The following is a 16,775-nucleotide window of genomic DNA, read 5'->3' as shown; positions in this document are numbered from 1 at the left end:
GTTGCCGAGATTCTGCGCAAGTGGAATTTCGTTCCACATTACGGAATTTGCACCGTAGACTGAGACGCTTAGCGCTCTATCGGCAATCGAGCTGGGCTTCGAACCAGCTGTGCAGCGACGCCGAGAGCGGCGGCCAAGCCCGCTCAAACGGCGAGAGTTGCCTTGCGTTGGCGCGGTAGATCCCACGTAACTCCCGCTCGATCGCGGAAAGATCGACACCGGTGCATCGGTCTTCGCTGACGATCAGCCGACCGTCGACGACCACGTCGCGCAAGACAGAGGCATTGCCGCGCGCGAACAGGAGATCGATGGGGTCGACCGGCATGATCTGGTCCCGATCGAGCCGGTCGAGATCGACCGTGACGAAGTCGGCCGGTGCGCCTGACATCAGCGCGCCGCTCCCGGGCGCGCCGGTCGCCTTCCGCCCATTGGCGATGGCGAGTGCGAGGAATTCGGAAGCGGTCCAGGTTCGCTCAAAGCCAAGGCCGCCGTGCATCATCTGCACCAGCCGCATCTCGCGCAGGATGTCGTCGTCTTCGTCGAGCGCGAGACCATCGACGCCGACCGCGATGGCGCAGCCGCATCGGTGCGCCGCGGCGATCGGGGCAAGGCCGGAGCGCAGATGCAGGTTGGAGGAGAAATTGGTGACGATGCGCGCGCCGGAAGTGGCGATCATCTCGATCTCGTCGGGACGGGCATGGATACAATGGGCCAGGGTCAGCCGGTCCGACAGAAAACCGATGTCGCGGAGATAGCTGACCACCCCGCCAGGGAAATTCGCGTCGGCCCAGGCGCGTTGATGGATGGTCTCCAGCAGATGCATGTGGATGCATCGACCGGTCTGCGCCGAATTCTCTGCCACTGCCTCGAGCAAAGGTCTTGAGCACCATTGCACGCCGGCAGGACCGAGTTGAACATCGATCTTTGGACCTGCGATGGCCGAGGCGATGGCATCCGTGAGTTCGAGATAGGTCTTTGGCGACATCGGCGCGCGGACAAACAATTCCTCAATCGTCCTGCGGTCGTCGCTGGAAAGCTGCGACAGCACCGGCTCGCTGTCGCCATAGACCACCGGGTTCTGGTCGCGCACGGCGAGCGCAAACGCGATGCGGATGCCGACGTCGGACGCCGCCCGCGCAATCGCCTTGGCCTCCTCGACCAGCGGCATGGTGCCGCTCGGCCGGGTGTAGTGCACCATCATCGCCGCGCAGCCGGCACGAGCCGATCGCGCCAATGCCGAGGCCGCGGTCAGATAGGGATCGACCGGCGTCCCCAGCGCGGAGCGGAGGATCCAGCTTTCCAGCGGCATGCCGAGTGCACCGAACGAGGACGCGGTCGGCCGGGCGTGGTCGTGGGCGTTAACGAAGGCTGGAAGAATGAGAGAGCGCGGGCCCGTCATGGGCGGCGATGCCTCGGTGATGGAGGTGATGAGGCCATTGTCGTGATGGAGCACGGCGTTTTCGAGCAGGCCGCGATCGGGACCGGAGAACAGGCTATCTGCGGCAACTTCGGCGGCCACGATAGGGCGCTCCGTCATTGCGAGGAGCGCAGCGACGAAGCAATCCATCTTTCCCCGTGCGGAGGCATGGATTGCTTCGCTTCGCTCGCAATGACGAGCTGATAAAGCACCGCCGTCAGTTCGCCGTATACACCAGCTCCCGCTCCGCGCGCGGCGGCAGGAATTCGCGGGAGAAAATCTCCGACGGTGCCGGCGCGCGGGCGAGCTGGTAGCCTTCGACGATGATGCCGATGGCGCGGGCCATGCGGTCGTCCTTAACGTCGCCGACGCCGATCTCCTTCATCTCGGGCGAGACGATTAGCTTGTCGAAGGAAAACTGCAGGCGGCGCTTCTCGACCTCGATATTGATGAGGTTGTCGTAGTTCACCGCCGCCTTCATGCCCGCATTCTGATCCTTGGCGATCGCGATCATGGCCTTGTTGACGGCGCGAACAAGGCCGGCGACGACCTTCGGATTGGACGCCAGCAGCTTGCGCGAAACCATTACGCCATTGGAATAGAGATCGAGGCCATAGTCGCCGAACGAGAACCATTTATAGTCCTTGTCGGGATCCTGGCGGTTCAGCACCAGGTTGAAGTAGCTCGTGATGTTGAACACCAGCGCTGCGTCGATGTCGCCCTTGATCAGCATCGGCTCCTGCAGGTTCGGCGCCATGTTGGAGATCTTGATCTTCTCGCCCTCCAGCTTGTTCTTTTGCGCAAACACCGGCAATAGCCGCGTGGTCGGCGTGCCCTGCGCGCCGCCGAGCGTGTGGCCCTCAAAGTCCTTGATGGTGTTGATGCCGCTGGTCTTCTTGGTGACGATCGCAAACGGCGGCTGGTTCCAAATCATGTAGACCATCACCGGCGCGTCCTGCGGCTTAGTCGAGGCGTTCTGGATGATGGCATTGACATCGCCGAAGCCGGCATCATAGGCCCCCGACATGATGCGCGTCACCGTCGCACCGGAGCCCTCGCCCTGGTCGATCACGACGTTCAGCCCTTCTTCCTTGAAGAAGCCGTGGTCCTTGGCATAGAAAAACGCGGCGTCGGACCCCTGCGTCTTCCAGCCCAGCGTGAACTTGATCGTCGTTTCCTGGGCGCCGGCGGCGCCGGCGAACAAGGCAATTCCCAACAGCGCGGCGCTTACTCTGGCTAACATCTTGTTCTCCTCGATAAGGGGTGGATAACGGGTCGCAAAAACTTTCACGTCGCGATCACATCGCTCTTGCGGGTGGCCCAGCCGGTGATGCGGCCCTCGATTACCGAAAAGATCACGTAGAGCGCGACGCCGAGGCCGGCGAGCACGAATAGCCCCGCGAAGACCAAGGGCACGTTGAAATTCGAGGACGCCGTCATCATGACGTTGCCGATGCCGCGGTTCGAGGCGACAGTTTCCGACAGCACCGCGCCGACAAAGGCGTAGGAGATCGCGACCTTCAGCGATGCAAAGAAGAACGGCATGGTGCGAGGCAGCCCGACGTTCCAGAGAATGTCGAACTTGCTGGCGCCGAGCGCTTTTAGCACGTCTTCGAGTTCCGGTTCGGTGGTCGCCAGTCCCGTCGCGATGTTGACGACGATCGGGAAGAAGCAGATCGAGAGCGCGGTCAGCACCGCCGGCACCGTGCCGGAGCCGAACCACAAGACGAAGATCGGCACGACGGCGACTTTCGGGATCGAGGAGAAGCCGACGAGCAGCGGATAGGCGGTATCATAGGCGGTCTTTGAGACGCCAATGACAGCGCCCAACACAACGCCGAGGCCGACACCAAGGACAAATCCGATCATCGTCGTCGCCAGCGTCTGCAGGATATGCGGCCACAGGATCGGGAATTTCTCGAACAGCGTGACGAACACCTGCGACGGACGCGGCAGCACCAGGTCGGACATGCCTGTCACGAGGCAGAACAATTCCCAGGCGACGAAGAACAGCATGATCAGTGCCGCCGACCAGACCTTTTGGCGGTAATCGAGATCGGGCATGGTCAGGCCGCTCCCTGTGCTGAGGCGGTGCGGGCATCGACGATGAAGGCGCGGAGTTTTTGGTTGAGCGCGACGAAATCGGGCTCGAAGGTCATGGCGACGGTGCGCGGACGGGCGAAGTCGACGCGACTGTCGTCAAGGATGCGGCCCGGACGCGCGCTCATCACGCAGATGCGGCTGCCGAGGAATGCGGCCTCGCGCAGATCATGGGTCACCAAGAGCACGGTCGGCCTGTGGGCGATCCAGAGATCCTGCAGGATCGACCACAGCTCTTCGCGCGTGAACTGGTCGAGCGCGCCGAAAGGCTCATCGAGCAGCAGCATGCGCGGCTCGTGGATCAGCGCGCGGCACAGATTCGCGCGCTGAAGCATGCCGCCGGAGAGCTGCCAGGGGTAGCGGTTGGCAAAACCCTTGAGGCCGACCTGCTCCAGCAGCGCGTTGGCCTTGTCGCGGAATTCGGTCTTGCGCAGTTTTCGGAATTGCGAGCGGAACGGCTCGACGATCTTGAGCGGCAGCATGATGTTCCGCTCGATCGACATCCACGGCAGCATGGTCGGATTCTGAAACGCCATGCCGACGCGCAAGGCGCGGGCGGCGACTTCCCGGCCGCCGACAATGACAACGCCTGATGTCGGCTGCACGAGACCACTCACCAGCCGCAGAATGGTCGACTTGCCGCAGCCCGAAGGACCGACCAGCGCGACGAACTCGCCATCGGCGATCCGCAGCGTCGTCATGGACAGCGCCGGCACGGCGCGAGCGCCGCGGCCGAACGTAACGGAGGCTTCCGAGAGCTCGATGGCAATCGGCGCGGCGAAGCCCGGAACCAGCGTGCCCTGAAATTCGGAATGTGGCTGCATGCGCATCATGGCTGGAAGTGCATGCAAGCGGGATGCCAGCCAAAACTTGCCTTTGGAATCAAGGATCCTTCGGTGATCCTTCGGTTTGCCGCCCCATCCGGCGGATTCCTTTTGTGCAATTCCAACCTCAAACTGCATGCAATTGGGACGCACAATCAGGCGAGAATTGTGATATGAGAGCACCATTCGAAGCACCCCGTCAGGATTCGCCAATGGCGCCTCGCCCCGCCAGCAAGACCGCTGAACCGTCCGACAAGGTCAGCGTGATCTGCCGCGCGCTGCGCCGCGCCATCATCGAGCAGGCGCTTGAGCCCGGCGCGAAATTGCCGGAGGATTCGCTGGGAGAACGCTTCGGCGTCAGCCGCACGATTGCGCGGCATGCGCTGGGCCAGCTCGCCGCGGAAGGACTGGTCGAGCTTCGCCGCAATCGGATCGCGGTGGTGGCAACCCCGAGCTGGCAGGAAGCCCGCGATGCGTTCGACATCAGGATCGAGCTCGAACGCCTGGTGGTGCGCCAGCTCGCCGGCAAGCTGACGAAGAGCCAGATTGCCGAACTGAATGCCCATGTCGATGCCGAGGACCGCGCGCGAGACGACTCGGATGCGGTCTCTATTCGCCTCGCGACCGAATTCCACATCCTGCTCGCCAACATGACGAACAGCCCGATCCTGGTGCGTTACGTCAGCGAGGTCGCCTATCGCTGCTGCCTGACGTTATCGCTCTACAGCCGCCCGCATTCGTCGGAATGCGCGATCAACGAGCACCGCGCGATCATCGCCGCGCTGGTCAAGGGCGATGAGGCCAAGGTGATGAGCCTGATGCACAGCCATCTGGACTCAGTGGCCAGCCGGGCGCTGGTAGCCCCTGCCCCGCCGCGCGGCCGCGATTTGCTGGATATTCTGGCGCCCTATGCGGAGGAAGGCGACGGCGCGCGGGTGGTGAAGTTGCCGAAGGTAGTAAGGGGACGGTAGCGCCGCCCTCCGTCATTGCGAGGAGCGCAGCGACGAGCAACCCATACTTACTTTACCGCGCGATTGATTGCTTCGCTGCGCTCGCAATGACGAAAACCTCACGCCTCAATTCCCATTTGCACCAGAAGCCGCTCGGCGCTGTCGTTCCAGACGTCCATCTTCAGGATCTGGCCGTCCTTGACGACGAAGCGATCGACATAGCGGTTGCCCTCGAACGGCGTGCCGTCGATCCATTCGCCGTAAAGCGTGCCGATGCTGTAGACGACGGTTTCGTCCGCGCCGGGGCAGACGTCGAAACGGTCCATCTTCTTCTTGACCCAACGATAGCGCCGGGCGTTGAAGGCGGTCGGCCCGCGCGGGTGGTCGAACTCCCGGCCGCCGGTGAAGGTGATGATCGTGCCTGATTTCATGTAGGCCGACGCGGCATCGGGATCCGGGATCATCGAGGCCGTAAGATAGGCCTCGACCACCTCGGCGTCAGACATTCCCTTACATTCGGCTTTGGCGGCGACGGACATGGCGGTTTCTCCTCATGTGGGGAATACTACAGTCCAGCCCACAAACTGCATGCATATAATTTGAACAGTTAAGCCTCCAAATTGCACACAATCTGGGGCTGCCCGGCGCTCCCGCTTCCGATAGGTTGAGAGCTTCTCCAGCCTCACGCCCGATGAACACCAAAACCGCCTTTGACCTGATCTTCCGCAATGCCAGGACGCGATCCGCCATCATCCCGGTCGATATCGGCGTCGCGAGCGGACGCATCGTCGCCATCGAACCCCGCCTCGCCTGCGAAGCGGCCGAAATCGATGTCGGTGGGAGTCTCGTCCTGCCCGGCTTCGTCGATACGCATATTCATCTCGACAAGGCCTGCTTGCTCGGTCGCTGCGCGCACGATCATGGCAGCGTCAGTGAAGCCATTGCCGCGGTCGCCGCCATGAAGCGCGATTTCACGGTCGAAGACGTCTACGCCCGCGGCGGGCGCGTGATCGAGCGCGCCATCGTGCATGGCACCACGCGGATGCGCACCCACGTGGAAATCGATCCACGGATCGGCTTGCGCGGATTCGAGGCGGTCAAGGCGCTGAAGCGCGACTACACCTGGGCGCTAGATCTCTCGATCTGCGTGTTTCCACAGGAGGGCCTGACCAACGATCCCGGCGCCGAGGAACTGCTCATTGCGGCGCTGCGCGATGGCGGCGAGGCGATCGGCGGCTGTCCCTATATGGACACCGACCCGAACGCGCATCTCGAAAAGATTTTCGACCTGGCGCGGGAATTCGATGTCGATATCGACCTGCACCTCGATTTTGATCTCGATCCGTCGTGGTGGCATCTCGAAGAAGTCTGCCGCCAGACCGAGCGGCGCAACTATCAGGGCCGCGTCGCGATCGGCCACGCCACCAAATTGTCGGCGCTGCCGCCGGACCGGCTGAAGGCGGTAACCGCGCGTCTCTCAAAATCCGGCGTCGCCGTCACCGTGCTGCCCTCGACCGATCTCTATCTGATGGGCCGCGACGCCACGCATAATGCGCCGCGCGGGCTGACGATGGCGCACAAGCTCGTTGCGGACGGCGTTCTCTGTTCGGTCGCGACCAACAATGTGCTCAATCCCTTCACGCCATTCGGCGACGCCTCGCTGCTGCGGATGGCGAATTTCTACGCCAATGTCGCGCATGCCGGAATCAGCGAGTTCGACACCTGCCTCGATCTCGTCACCGAGTTGCCGGCGCGGCTGATGAACCTGCGCGATTACGGCATCGCTCCGGGCAATCCGGCGGACCTGATCATTCTCGATACCGATAGTGGGACGAACGCGATTGCGGAATTGCCTGATGTGCTGATGGGATTCAAGAACGGGCGGCAGGTGTTCGAGCGGCGGAAGCCGAGGTTGTTTCCGCCGCCGGGCTAGCTGATCGAATTCAGTGGCTTCATCCTTCGAGACGCGGCGCGAGCGCCGCTCCTCAGGGATGAGGTCTGAGACCCTCATGGTGAGGAGCGCGGCGAAGCCGCCCGTCTCCGGACGATGCTTCGCATCGCCGGGCGAACCATGCGGCCACGGCGCGCCGGATAGGGCACGATCTGCATTGACGGTCTGCGCTGCCCTGCGATTGACCTCCCCGCCGATCCGTTGTTGTTATCGATCAACAACAACAAGCCCGGGGCAGGAAATCATGAAAAAGGCCACCACTGTCAGAAGCGTCGAAACGCTCGCCTGCGACGCCGGATGGCGCAACTATCACTTCGTCAAGATCACGACCGAAGACGGCATCGTCGGCTGGGGCGAATACGACGAGGGTTTTGGAGCCCCCGGCGTGACGGCGGCAATCGAGCGGCTTGGGGCGCGCGTCGTCGGCAAGAATGCGTTTCAGCACGAGCGGATTTATGCCGAACTGTTTGCCGCGACGCGGCCGGCCGCGGGCGGCGTGGTCGCGCTGGCGCTTGGCGCGATCGAAAACGCGCTGCTCGACGTCAAGGCCAAGGCGCTCGGCGTGCCCTGCTACGAATTGCTCGGCGGCAAGATCCGCGACCGCATCCGCGTCTACTGGTCGCACTGTGCGACCTGGCGCATCAACCATCCCGACTGGTTCAAGCCTGCCATTACCGATCTCGACGGCGTCAAATCGATCGGGCGCGAGGTGCGCGAAAAAGGCTTTACGGCGATGAAGACCAACATCTTCGTCTATACCGACGGAAAGCCGCAGGGCTGGCGGCCCGGCTTCGGCTCGCCCTTCGAGCCCGAGATCAACGTCGATCGCAAGGTGCTGCGAAACCTCTGCATGCACCTGGAAGCGATCCGCGACGGTGCCGGCCCCGATGTCGATCTGCTGCTCGACCTCAACTTCAACGCCAAGACCGAGGGCTACCTCAGGATACTGCGGGCCATCAAGGACATGGATCTGTTCTGGGTGGAGATCGACACCTTCAACCCGCAGGCGCTGGGCTACATCCGCCGCCAGAGCCCGCATCCGGTCTCATCCTGCGAGACGCTGTTGGGGCTGCGCGAGTTCCTGCCCTATTTCAACGAACAGGCGATGGATGTCGCGATCATCGACACGCCCTGGAACGGGGTGTGGCAATCGATGAAGATCGCCGCCGCCGCCGAACATTTCGAGGTCAACGTCGCCCCGCATAACTTCTATGGCCATCTCTGCACCATGCAGAACGCGCATTTCTCGGCCGTGGTGCCAAACTTGCGAATCATGGAAACCGATATCGATCGGCTCGCATGGGACCACGAGCTGTTCACGCACGTGCCCGAGATCGTTGATGGTCACCTGGTGATACCGGATCGCCCGGGCTGGGGCACCGAGCCCAACGAGGAAGGCCTTCGCGCCCATCCGCCGAAGAGCAAGGGCGGGCTGTTGAATTACGGGCAAAAGAGGTAAGCGCCGATATTCCTTAGGATGGGTGGAGGGCAGCGATACCCATCAAATCTGGTGCAAGATGCTGATGGGTATCGCTGCAGCGATACCCATCCTACATGGTCGTCGCTCAATTATCGCTCGGCCTCGCCGCGAACGCGCTCTCGATCACGTCGCCGATCGGCTGCCAGGCGCTGCCGTCGAACTGCACCAGCCGCATCTGCTCGATCGGGTAGAAGTCGGCCGGTCCGGTATTGATCGCAATGCCCGGCAGGACAACCGGGCTTTGATAGCCCTTCAGCGACGCGGCCTGCCGCATGATGTTCTCGCGCGACAGATCGTCGCCGCACTGGGTCAAGACCTGGACCAGGGTTTCGGCCGCCGCGTAGCCGAAGATGGCGTAGCCATCCTCCTTGTCGCCGTCGGGATAGTACTTGTCCATGAACGCAAGCCACGCCTTGATCGCAGGGTCTTCTTTCCACGTCGTGTCGCTGGCATCCTTCAGGTACGAAGTGGAGATCACGCCGACGGAATTCTGAAGCCCCGCCGGTCTCAGCGCGTTCGCGATCGAAGCCGCCGCATTGACCAGCAGCAGCACTGGATGCCAACCCAGTTCGGCCGCTCTACGGATGGCACGCGCCGAGATCGGCGGCGCGCAATTGAGCACGAGCACTTCAGCGCCGGAGCTCTTCAAGATCTCAACCTGGGTATCGATCGACATATCCGCATCAATGGCAATGTCTGCAACGATCATGTTGGCCGTGATGCCGAGCCCCTCCTGCAATCCCCGGAACAGATCGCGGCCGAACTGATCGTTCTGCCAGAGCACAGCGATCTTGTAGCTTGGATAGGAGGCCTGGATGTAATTGGCGTAGATCCGGCCCTCGGCACGAAATGTCGGCTGCCAGCCCATCGTCCATGGAAATCGCTTCGGCTGCGCCAACTCCTCGTCGCCGGAGGCGACAAAGAGCTGCGGGACGTTTCTCTCGTTGAGATAGGCTCGCGTCGCCAGGTTGCTCGGCGTGCCGAACGACCCGAACATCAGGTGCACGCGTTCCTGCTCGACCAGTTCGCGGGTGTGCTCGACCGCCGTTCTCGGATTGGAGCTGTCGTCGCGGGAGATGAACCTGATCTTGCGCCCGTTGATGCCGCCGCGCTCGTTAATCATGTCGAAATAAGCGGCCTCCGCCCTGCCGATCGAAGCGAACGCCGCCAGCGGGCCGGTGTACGGCATGATGTTGCCAATGCGGATTTCGGTGTCGGTCACGCCGGCAGCCCAGGCCGGCTGCGAGATCGCCAGAACGGACGCCAACACCACTGCGGCGAAGGCGAAGAAGGCGGGTATCAGCCTTGTTTTTGTTATTGTTTGCATCAAGGTGGCCTCAAACGCCAAGCTCGCGGGAGCTTGTGTCGCCTAACCCAGCCGTGGCGATGATACCGCCGAAATGGGCTTATTGAAATCAAATGTTGGAGCAGCCCCGATTGTCATACCCCGCGAATGCGGGGTATCCAGTACGCCGCACTCTATCCGTTGATCACTGCCGTCTCAGGCTACTGGATCGCCCGCCTTCGCAGGCGATGACAATTGAGTGTTTGGCAATCAGCGCAACGAAATATCCAGCCATCCCAGCGCATTCACCGTCACGCGGTCACCGGCATCAACCAGCACCGTCGTGGTCTCGGCTTCGATGATGGCGGGGCCGGTCAGGCTGTGGCCCGGCTGCAGGTCGTCAAGCGTGTAGACCGGAACGTCGCGCCAGCCGCCGAAGAAGGCCTGCCGCTGGCTGCGCGGTGCGCAGGCGACCGATGACGACACAGGTTTCTTATCTGAATCCAGTCGCGCGACTTCACCGACCGCCGCCACGCGCGCGTTGACGAACACGACTTCCTGGCCGCGCGAGGCGTAGGTGTACAATTCCTCGTGCCTGACGTGGAAGCGGTTCTCGATCCGCTCGACGAGATCGGCAGCGCTCCAGTCGAGGCTGTCGAGCGAAACGTCGATCTCAAAGATCTGTTCGCCGTAGCGCATTTCGGCGGAGCGCTCGATTGCAATCTTGCCGTTGAACCACGAGCGCAGCCGGCCGGCGGCCTGCTGCTCAAGTCCGGCAAAGAGTTCGCGCACCTCATCGGCCGCAATGTGCGCACCGGCGCCGTAATGCGTGCGGCTGACCTCGTAGCGGAGATCGCTGGTCAGCATGCCCCAGGCCGACAGCACCGAGGCCACTGTCGGCACGATGATGCGCTTGATCTCGAGTTCGCGCGCCACCTCCGCCGCGTGCAGGCCCGCCGCGCCACCGAAACTTAACAGCGCGAAGCGTCGCGGGTCGACACCGCGGCGCAGCGTCATCAGGCGGATGCCGTCCGCCATGTTCAGGTTGATCATGCGGTAGATGCCGGCGGCGGCCTCTACGCGCGACAGCCCCATCGCGACGGCGACGCGATCGACGGCTGCGTCCGACGCCGTGCGGTCGAGCGGGCGCTTGCCGCCCATGAAGGCGGAAGCATCGAGATAGCCGAGCACGACATTGGCATCGGTCACGGTGGCGGCCTCTCCGCCATTGCCGTAGCAGGCTGGGCCCGGCACCGAGCCCGCGCTTTCCGGCCCCACACGGAGGGTGCGGCTGGTATCGACGCTCGCGATCGAGCCGCCGCCGGCGGCAATGCTCGCGATATCGAGGCTGCGCAGCGCGATGCGCTGGCCGGCCAGGATGCCGTCGGCGGAGAGCGAGGCCTGCCCTCTTGTTATCAGCGAGATGTCTGTAGAGGTGCCGCCCATGTCGAACGGCACCAGATCGGGAATACCGACCAGGTCAGAACAGCGCCGTCCGCCGGACATACCGCCCGCCGGTCCCGACAGCACGGTGCCCGCGGCCAGCCGCGAGGCCTCCTCGACCGGCGCCATGCCGCCATGCGAGAGCACGACAAAGAGGCTGCCCTTGAAACCGGCCTCGGTGAGCCGCGTTTCGAGATTGGTGAGATAGCGCCGCACGATCGGCTCGACATAAGCGTTCACGATCGTGGTCGAGATACGCTCATATTCCTTGATCTGCGGCAGTACGTCGCTGGAGCGCGAGATGCTGATGCCGGGCAGTGCCTGCTTCAGTTTTTCGACGGCTGCCAATTCGTGCACCGGATTGAGGTAGGAATGCAGGAAGCACACCGCGACCGAGGTCGCGCCCGACTGCCTGATGCCGGCAATCGCGTCATCGAGCGATTTTGCATCGAGCGGAATCAGGACCTCGCCGCTCGCCCTGAGCCGTTCCTTCACGCCGAAACGGAGGTCGCGCGGTACTAAAGGCGCAGGCGGCGGCGAGCGGAGATCGTAACGATCGGGTTTCAGACCCTCGCGCATCTCGATGACGTCGCGATGCCCTTCGGTGGTGATCAGCGCGACCTTGGCGCCCTTGCGCTCCAAGAGCGCATTGGTCGCAACCGTAGTACCATGCACGAGGCGGTCGGTCGCGGCGAGCATTTTCGCACGCGTGACATTCAGCCGCCGCGCCAGCTCTTCCAGCCCCGCCATCGCGCCGATGGATTGATCCGCCGGGGTGGAGGGTGATTTTGCGAAAATGGTCCGCCCGGTTTCGTCCGTGGCCACCAGATCGGTGTAGGTCCCGCCGACGTCAACGCCTATTCTGAACATGATTAGCTACGCTGCTCCGCCGCGGCTTGAGTGAGGCCCTGCTCGCGGTCGCGCCTCCGCGCTTCCGCCGATCGCTTGGCGGGCGGTCCCCAGCCGCCGCCGCCGGAGGAACGTATCTCGAGGCAATCGCCGGGGCGAAGTTCGATGTCGACCTCCTTGGTGCGCAACACCCGCGGCTCGCGGCCTTCAGACAGCAGACGATAATGATGCGGCTTGCCATCCTCGCCGCCGAGCATGCCGCAGGGACCATGCCGCGCGCCATCGCCGGCGGTATTGCCCTTTGCGGGCTTTTCCGTCTCCAACACCAGATCGAGCGCCACACCGAGGCCACCACGATACTGGCCGTCGCCCCCGGAGCCGGGGCGGAATTCATGCGTGCGGAAGTGCAGCGGAAAGCGTACTTCGGCGACCTCCAGGCTGCCGAACTTCAGCCCGCCGACCGAATGCCACTCGCCGATCGATGACCAGCCGTCGCCACCGGATGATGCGCCGCCGCCGGGACGCGCCTGGAACAGGTGCCAGATGAAATTCTTGCCGGTGCGCGGATCCTCGCCCTGGATTGCGATCCGGAATCTGCGGCTCCAGCCAGCCATCGCACGTTCGGGACAGGATGCCGACAAAGCTTTTACGATCGCCTCGACGATTTCGTTCGAGGGATGACTGGTGCACAGCGTCACCGGCCGGCCGGGATCGGCCCACACTACCGTGCCCTGCTTTGCAATCACCTTCAGCGGTCGCAGCGCGCCGGTGTTCTTGGGAATTTCAGCGTCGATCAGATAGGCAAAGGCCATCGCGACCGCGGCCTGCATGTTGGCGTGCGAGGAGTTTACAAAACTGGTCGACTGCGGATCGGAATCGGAGAGATCGACCTCGACGTCGCTGCCCTTCTTGGTGACCTTCGCAGCGATGCGGATATCGGTCCTGCCGTGGCCGTCATCATCGAGAAGTGCCTCGCCGTAGAACACGCCGTCCTTCCAGGTCGAAACGACGGCGCGGGTCTGCTGCTCGGTCGCGTCGAGGATGGCTTCAACTGCCGATTCGACCACGGGCGCGCCGAACTCCGCAAACAATCGCGACAGCCGCCGCTCGCCAAGATGCGCAGCCCCCAGCATTGCCGCGAGGTCGCCGCGGAATTCGCGGGGGTTGCGGATGTTCAGCGCCAGCAGATCGAGCAAATCGTCGCGCAGCTTGCCGGCTTCATAGAGCTTGATCGGCGGGACGCGCAGGCCTTCCTGATAGATCTCGGTGGCGGCGGGGTTATAGGCGCCATGGGTGGCGCCGCCGATGTCGCTCTGGTGTGCGCGCACGATGGTCCAGAGCAGCCGCCGCTCGCCGTCGAACACCGGTACGAAGGCGGTCAAATCAGGCAGATGGCTGCCGCCGTGATAGGGATCGTTGAGGAGGATCACGTCGCCTGATCTAACGTCTTTGAACCGATCCTCTACCGCCAGCGTCGCCCACGGCAGCGCGCCGACATGAACCGGCAAGTGATCGGCCTGCGCGATCAGCCGTCCCGCAGTGTCGCAGATCGCCAGCGAAAAATCGCGGCTGGAATTGAGTATCTGCGAATAGGAGGTGCGAAGCATCGCCTCGCCCATTTCCTTCACGATCGAGCTGAGGCGGTGCTGGACGACGGAGCGCGTGATGGGATCGATCCTGGCGGACATGGTTACCCGTTGTTGTCAGTTGTTCAGCGCCGGAGTGTAGGATGGGTTGAGCCCGTGCGAAACCCATCACCTTCGGCCAACATTGATGAGTATCGCTTCCGCCTACGCTCGTGAGCTACGGCGGACAAGCCGCTCCCCCCATTCTACGTATACAGCAAAAACATGATGATCCCGACGATCAAGGCCGCCGCCATGAACAGCAGCACCGCGGGCAAGCCATAGACTGCCGCGACCACGCCGGTTGCCGACTGCATCAGCGCGGCGCCGAGGAAGAACGCGAGGTTGATCGCCGACAGCGCCTTACCGGCGTTCTGCGCGTCCACCAGTTGCCGCGTCATGCCGTAGAGCAGCGGCTGCGCGGAGATGGCGATGCCGATCAGGACGAACAGCACGGTGTCGAACTGCGCCGGGATGGCGGCAACGCCGAACAGCTCCGAGACCGGATAATGCGGCGCGCCGGCCGCCATCAGCGCGAGTAGCAGTGCGGCAACCGCGTGCGCTGATGCCAGCACCTCGCGGCGGTGGCCGATATTGCGGTCGAGGATTCCGATCAACAAGGGACCTACGATCAACGCCAACGTGAACAGGCCGAGCGCGTTGCCGGCCTCGATGCGGCCGAGCCCTTTGACCTCCATCAGCCACGGGCCGCCCCATAATCCGCGCAGCACCAGCGAAGCCGCCAGCGAGACCAGCGACAACGCGATCAGGCCGCGTAATGGTCGCGACAAGCCGATGCGCAGGACCTCGACCATTTGCGACAGCGGCGAGGAATCATCGGCATGCGCGGCCGGCTGTCTCGACACCAGCGCAAACACGGCGACCGCTACCACCGCGCCGAAGCCCGCGGAAATCCAGAATCCGGCCCGCCACCCCCAGTGCTCGACGACAAAGGCCAGCGGGCTCGACGACAGCAACATGCCGACATTGCCGATCGAGAGAATGATGCCGGACCACAGGCCGAAGCGCGCTGCCGACATCTGTTTCGCGGCCAATGTCATCGGGCACATCAGCATGCCCGAGGTGGCGACCCCGAGCAGGAACTGGCCGAACAGAAAACTCTCCGGCCCGGTCGCCAGTCCCGATGCCAACGCGCCGACGATGGTTCCCGCCAGCAGACCGAGCGAGACCGGCCGCACGCCAAAGCGATCCATTGCCGCGCCGACGGGAATTTGCGAGGCGGCAAAGGCGAAATGGTAGACCGAGGTGAGGCTCGCCAGCGTCTGCGGCGAGGTTCTGAAATCCGCGGCCATCACGTCGAGGCTGATGGCCGGAATGGTCCGCAGCAGCGTCGACAGCATGTGACCGCAGGCCAGCGCCAACAGCGCAAAAATCAGGGCGCGGAAATTGACATCCGCGCCGTCGGCCTTGCCGTCGTCCATGAGCCGTCTCGCTCCAAAACTGTTTCGGGGCGAGGTAGCACCAATATGGCTCAGGGGAAAGCAAGGATCGTCATTGCGAGCCAACGGGTCGCGCGAATGCGCGCCCGATGACAGGCTCCGCGAAGCATTATCGTGCCGCACGAGAGCTATGAATGCTTCGTCGCTTTGCTTCTCGCAATGACGAGATGAGAACGCGAATCCGCCCGCTCGCCGCGGTCAGTTCCTGTGGAACACGAGCGTTCGCAGTTCGATGCTCTCGCGCGGCGGCGCATCGGCCGGCGTGGTCGGATCAGTGAATGCCGTATGCGGCCCGAACCGCGTGCGACCGTCGGTCGCGGAATCATAGCACTTCAAGAGCAGCGCCTCGTCGGTCCGCATTTCCGGAATGTAGTACCAGCGATGGTTCGGATTATACTTCATCGAATAGGTCTCGCCGCTGCGGTTCGGATAGATCAGGTCGGAGGCGACGAGATCGCCCGGCTCAACCGTCCGGCCGTCGCACATTGCAAGCGGCGCATCCAGCACGGGCCCGCGGATCGGCCGCCAGAGATTGATGACCTGCACCCGCCCCTTCAGAAGTTCCTCAGCCTCGTCGGGCAGGTGTTCGCGAACACGGTTGGCGCCTGATCTGTGGGTCTGGTCGACATGGACCCGCGTGGCCGGCTGCCGTGGGCCGGCGCCCCTGATATCAGCGGCGCCCTCCACGCGCTTGCGCACGGTATGGTCGAAGATGAAGACACGATCGGCTTTCAGTGTCGCCTTCAGGAAGGCTTCCACGGCGGGAAAGTAGACGCCGGTTACTTCCTTGTCGTCATAGAAATTCCTGACGATGGTGGGATGGCGGACCAGCGCAAAGCCTTCGCGGTCCAAAGAGAGGTTGGCCGCGATCAGGCGCGCGTCGAAGATCGGGACGTTGTGCGGTTCGGGAAGCGCGGTGGATTTGGGCTCGCCCGGCGGCGGATCGAAGGCGTAGGTGCGGGGCTTTCCCGGCGTGGGCGCGAGATAGTTCAGTTCGGCCGTGACGAAGGGAAGCGATTCGAGTTTTGCTTGCTGCAGGCCCATGGTGGTCTCCGGGACTCCATTGTTTGTTCTGCTTGATCTTGGCGCGGCCGCCGAGTCCCACAAGGCGCGTTCGAAAATAGCAACATTGCCGTTCCCAACCGCGGCAAACGGGAAAAATCCTTGTCGAGGATGCCTGCCAAACCGGATGGTATTTCCGGCGCTCACGCGTTCGTCATCGCGCGAGAGCTTCGCGTTACCGGCCCGCTCCCTTGCCGATGGCCTCGGAAAATGACCGACCGACGATATCGGTCGCGTCAAGGTTCTGCTTGATCAGTCCCGAGCGGAAATAGAGATCGATGGTCTTCTGCTCGTCAGCGGCGACGCCATCGTCAATCGGCGTGACCTTG

Annotated in this window: 13 protein-coding genes and 1 pseudogene; 3 read left to right on the top strand and 11 right to left on the bottom strand. The window is 63.2% G+C overall.

The genetic code is table 11. The features are described from left to right. Positions 1–76 precede the first annotated feature (76 nt). From HCN58_RS02565 to HCN58_RS02550, 4 genes are all read right to left on the bottom strand, one after another. Complete coding sequence (locus HCN58_RS02565; protein WP_171577782.1) at positions 77–1,519, bottom strand: amidohydrolase family protein; 1,443 nt, start codon at positions 1,517–1,519, stop codon at positions 77–79. A gap of 115 nt (positions 1,520–1,634) precedes the next feature. Then, complete coding sequence (locus tag HCN58_RS02560) at positions 1,635–2,660, bottom strand: ABC transporter substrate-binding protein (RefSeq protein ID WP_171577781.1); 1,026 nt, start codon at positions 2,658–2,660, stop codon at positions 1,635–1,637. 44 nt (positions 2,661–2,704) lie between these two features. Beyond that, on the bottom strand, positions 2,705–3,481 hold the full coding sequence (locus HCN58_RS02555; RefSeq protein WP_171577780.1) for an ABC transporter permease: 777 nt from the start codon (positions 3,479–3,481) through the stop codon (positions 2,705–2,707). 2 nt (positions 3,482–3,483) lie between these two features. Then, a complete protein-coding gene (locus HCN58_RS02550; protein ID WP_171577999.1) occupies positions 3,484–4,347 on the bottom strand; it encodes an ABC transporter ATP-binding protein in 864 nt (287 codons plus the stop codon). A 206-nt stretch (positions 4,348–4,553) separates the two neighbouring features. Here HCN58_RS02550 and HCN58_RS02545 point away from each other — a divergent pair, with 206 nt between their 5' ends. Continuing rightward, positions 4,554–5,312 (top strand): GntR family transcriptional regulator, encoded by a 759-nt coding sequence (locus tag HCN58_RS02545; protein ID WP_171577779.1) that lies wholly within the window; start codon positions 4,554–4,556, stop codon positions 5,310–5,312. Positions 5,313–5,410: 98 nt separating this feature from the next. Here the strand turns inward: HCN58_RS02545 and HCN58_RS02540 are convergent, their stop codons facing one another. Beyond that, positions 5,411–5,830, bottom strand: a complete 420-nt coding sequence (locus tag HCN58_RS02540; protein WP_171577778.1) for a nuclear transport factor 2-like protein — start codon at positions 5,828–5,830, stop codon at positions 5,411–5,413. Positions 5,831–5,982: 152 nt separating this feature from the next. Between HCN58_RS02540 and HCN58_RS02535 the strand changes: the two genes are divergently transcribed. Beyond that, positions 5,983–7,224 (top strand): amidohydrolase family protein, encoded by a 1,242-nt coding sequence (locus HCN58_RS02535; RefSeq protein ID WP_171577777.1) that lies wholly within the window; start codon positions 5,983–5,985, stop codon positions 7,222–7,224. A gap of 262 nt (positions 7,225–7,486) precedes the next feature. Then, positions 7,487–8,701: a mandelate racemase/muconate lactonizing enzyme family protein gene (locus HCN58_RS02530; protein WP_171577776.1), complete on the top strand. Its 1,215-nt coding sequence runs from the start codon at positions 7,487–7,489 to the stop codon at positions 8,699–8,701. A gap of 106 nt (positions 8,702–8,807) precedes the next feature. On the opposite strand, the gene HCN58_RS02525 is transcribed toward HCN58_RS02530, so the two are convergent. The 6 genes and pseudogenes from HCN58_RS02525 to HCN58_RS37350 all read right to left on the bottom strand — a co-directional run. Then, the gene (locus HCN58_RS02525) at positions 8,808–10,049 is read right to left on the bottom strand and encodes an ABC transporter substrate-binding protein (protein WP_171577775.1); all 1,242 of its coding nucleotides are present in this window, start codon (positions 10,047–10,049) and stop codon (positions 8,808–8,810) included. A 228-nt stretch (positions 10,050–10,277) separates the two neighbouring features. Beyond that, the gene (locus tag HCN58_RS02520; protein ID WP_171577774.1) at positions 10,278–12,320 is read right to left on the bottom strand and encodes a hydantoinase/oxoprolinase family protein; all 2,043 of its coding nucleotides are present in this window, start codon (positions 12,318–12,320) and stop codon (positions 10,278–10,280) included. 2 nt (positions 12,321–12,322) lie between these two features. Continuing rightward, complete coding sequence (locus HCN58_RS02515) at positions 12,323–13,987, bottom strand: hydantoinase B/oxoprolinase family protein (protein WP_171577773.1); 1,665 nt, start codon at positions 13,985–13,987, stop codon at positions 12,323–12,325. A 143-nt stretch (positions 13,988–14,130) separates the two neighbouring features. Then, positions 14,131–15,366, bottom strand: a complete 1,236-nt coding sequence (locus HCN58_RS02510; RefSeq protein WP_171577772.1) for an MFS transporter — start codon at positions 15,364–15,366, stop codon at positions 14,131–14,133. Positions 15,367–15,582: 216 nt separating this feature from the next. Continuing rightward, positions 15,583–16,428, bottom strand: a complete 846-nt coding sequence (locus tag HCN58_RS02505; RefSeq protein ID WP_171577771.1) for a CmcJ/NvfI family oxidoreductase — start codon at positions 16,426–16,428, stop codon at positions 15,583–15,585. Positions 16,429–16,621: 193 nt separating this feature from the next. Continuing rightward, positions 16,622–16,768: pseudogene (locus tag HCN58_RS37350) on the bottom strand (ABC transporter substrate-binding protein); the annotation flags it as partial. Positions 16,769–16,775: the final 7 nt, after the last annotated feature.

Origin of the sequence: Bradyrhizobium australiense, assembly GCF_013114825.1 — a bacterium.
GTDB classification, from domain to species: domain Bacteria; phylum Pseudomonadota; class Alphaproteobacteria; order Rhizobiales; family Xanthobacteraceae; genus Bradyrhizobium; species Bradyrhizobium australiense.
The sequence above is the reverse complement of the archived record's forward strand: the minus strand, read 5'-3'. Positions and strand labels throughout refer to the sequence as shown.

Coding starts and splice junctions, on each gene's coding strand:
- HCN58_RS02560 (WP_171577781.1), bottom strand. CDS start 2,660: ATGTTAGCCAGAGTAAGCGCCGCGCTGTTGGGAATTGCCTTGTTCGCC.
- HCN58_RS02530 (WP_171577776.1), top strand. CDS start 7,487: ATGAAAAAGGCCACCACTGTCAGAAGCGTCGAAACGCTCGCCTGCGAC.
- HCN58_RS02540 (WP_171577778.1), bottom strand. CDS start 5,830: ATGTCCGTCGCCGCCAAAGCCGAATGTAAGGGAATGTCTGACGCCGAG.
- HCN58_RS02555 (WP_171577780.1), bottom strand. CDS start 3,481: ATGCCCGATCTCGATTACCGCCAAAAGGTCTGGTCGGCGGCACTGATC.
- HCN58_RS02550 (WP_171577999.1), bottom strand. CDS start 4,347: ATGCGCATGCAGCCACATTCCGAATTTCAGGGCACGCTGGTTCCGGGC.
- HCN58_RS02545 (WP_171577779.1), top strand. CDS start 4,554: ATGGCGCCTCGCCCCGCCAGCAAGACCGCTGAACCGTCCGACAAGGTC.
- HCN58_RS02515 (WP_171577773.1), bottom strand. CDS start 13,987: ATGTCCGCCAGGATCGATCCCATCACGCGCTCCGTCGTCCAGCACCGC.
- HCN58_RS02510 (WP_171577772.1), bottom strand. CDS start 15,366: ATGGACGACGGCAAGGCCGACGGCGCGGATGTCAATTTCCGCGCCCTG.
- HCN58_RS02505 (WP_171577771.1), bottom strand. CDS start 16,428: ATGGGCCTGCAGCAAGCAAAACTCGAATCGCTTCCCTTCGTCACGGCC.
- HCN58_RS02520 (WP_171577774.1), bottom strand. CDS start 12,320: ATGTTCAGAATAGGCGTTGACGTCGGCGGGACCTACACCGATCTGGTG.
- HCN58_RS02525 (WP_171577775.1), bottom strand. CDS start 10,049: ATGCAAACAATAACAAAAACAAGGCTGATACCCGCCTTCTTCGCCTTC.
- HCN58_RS02535 (WP_171577777.1), top strand. CDS start 5,983: ATGAACACCAAAACCGCCTTTGACCTGATCTTCCGCAATGCCAGGACG.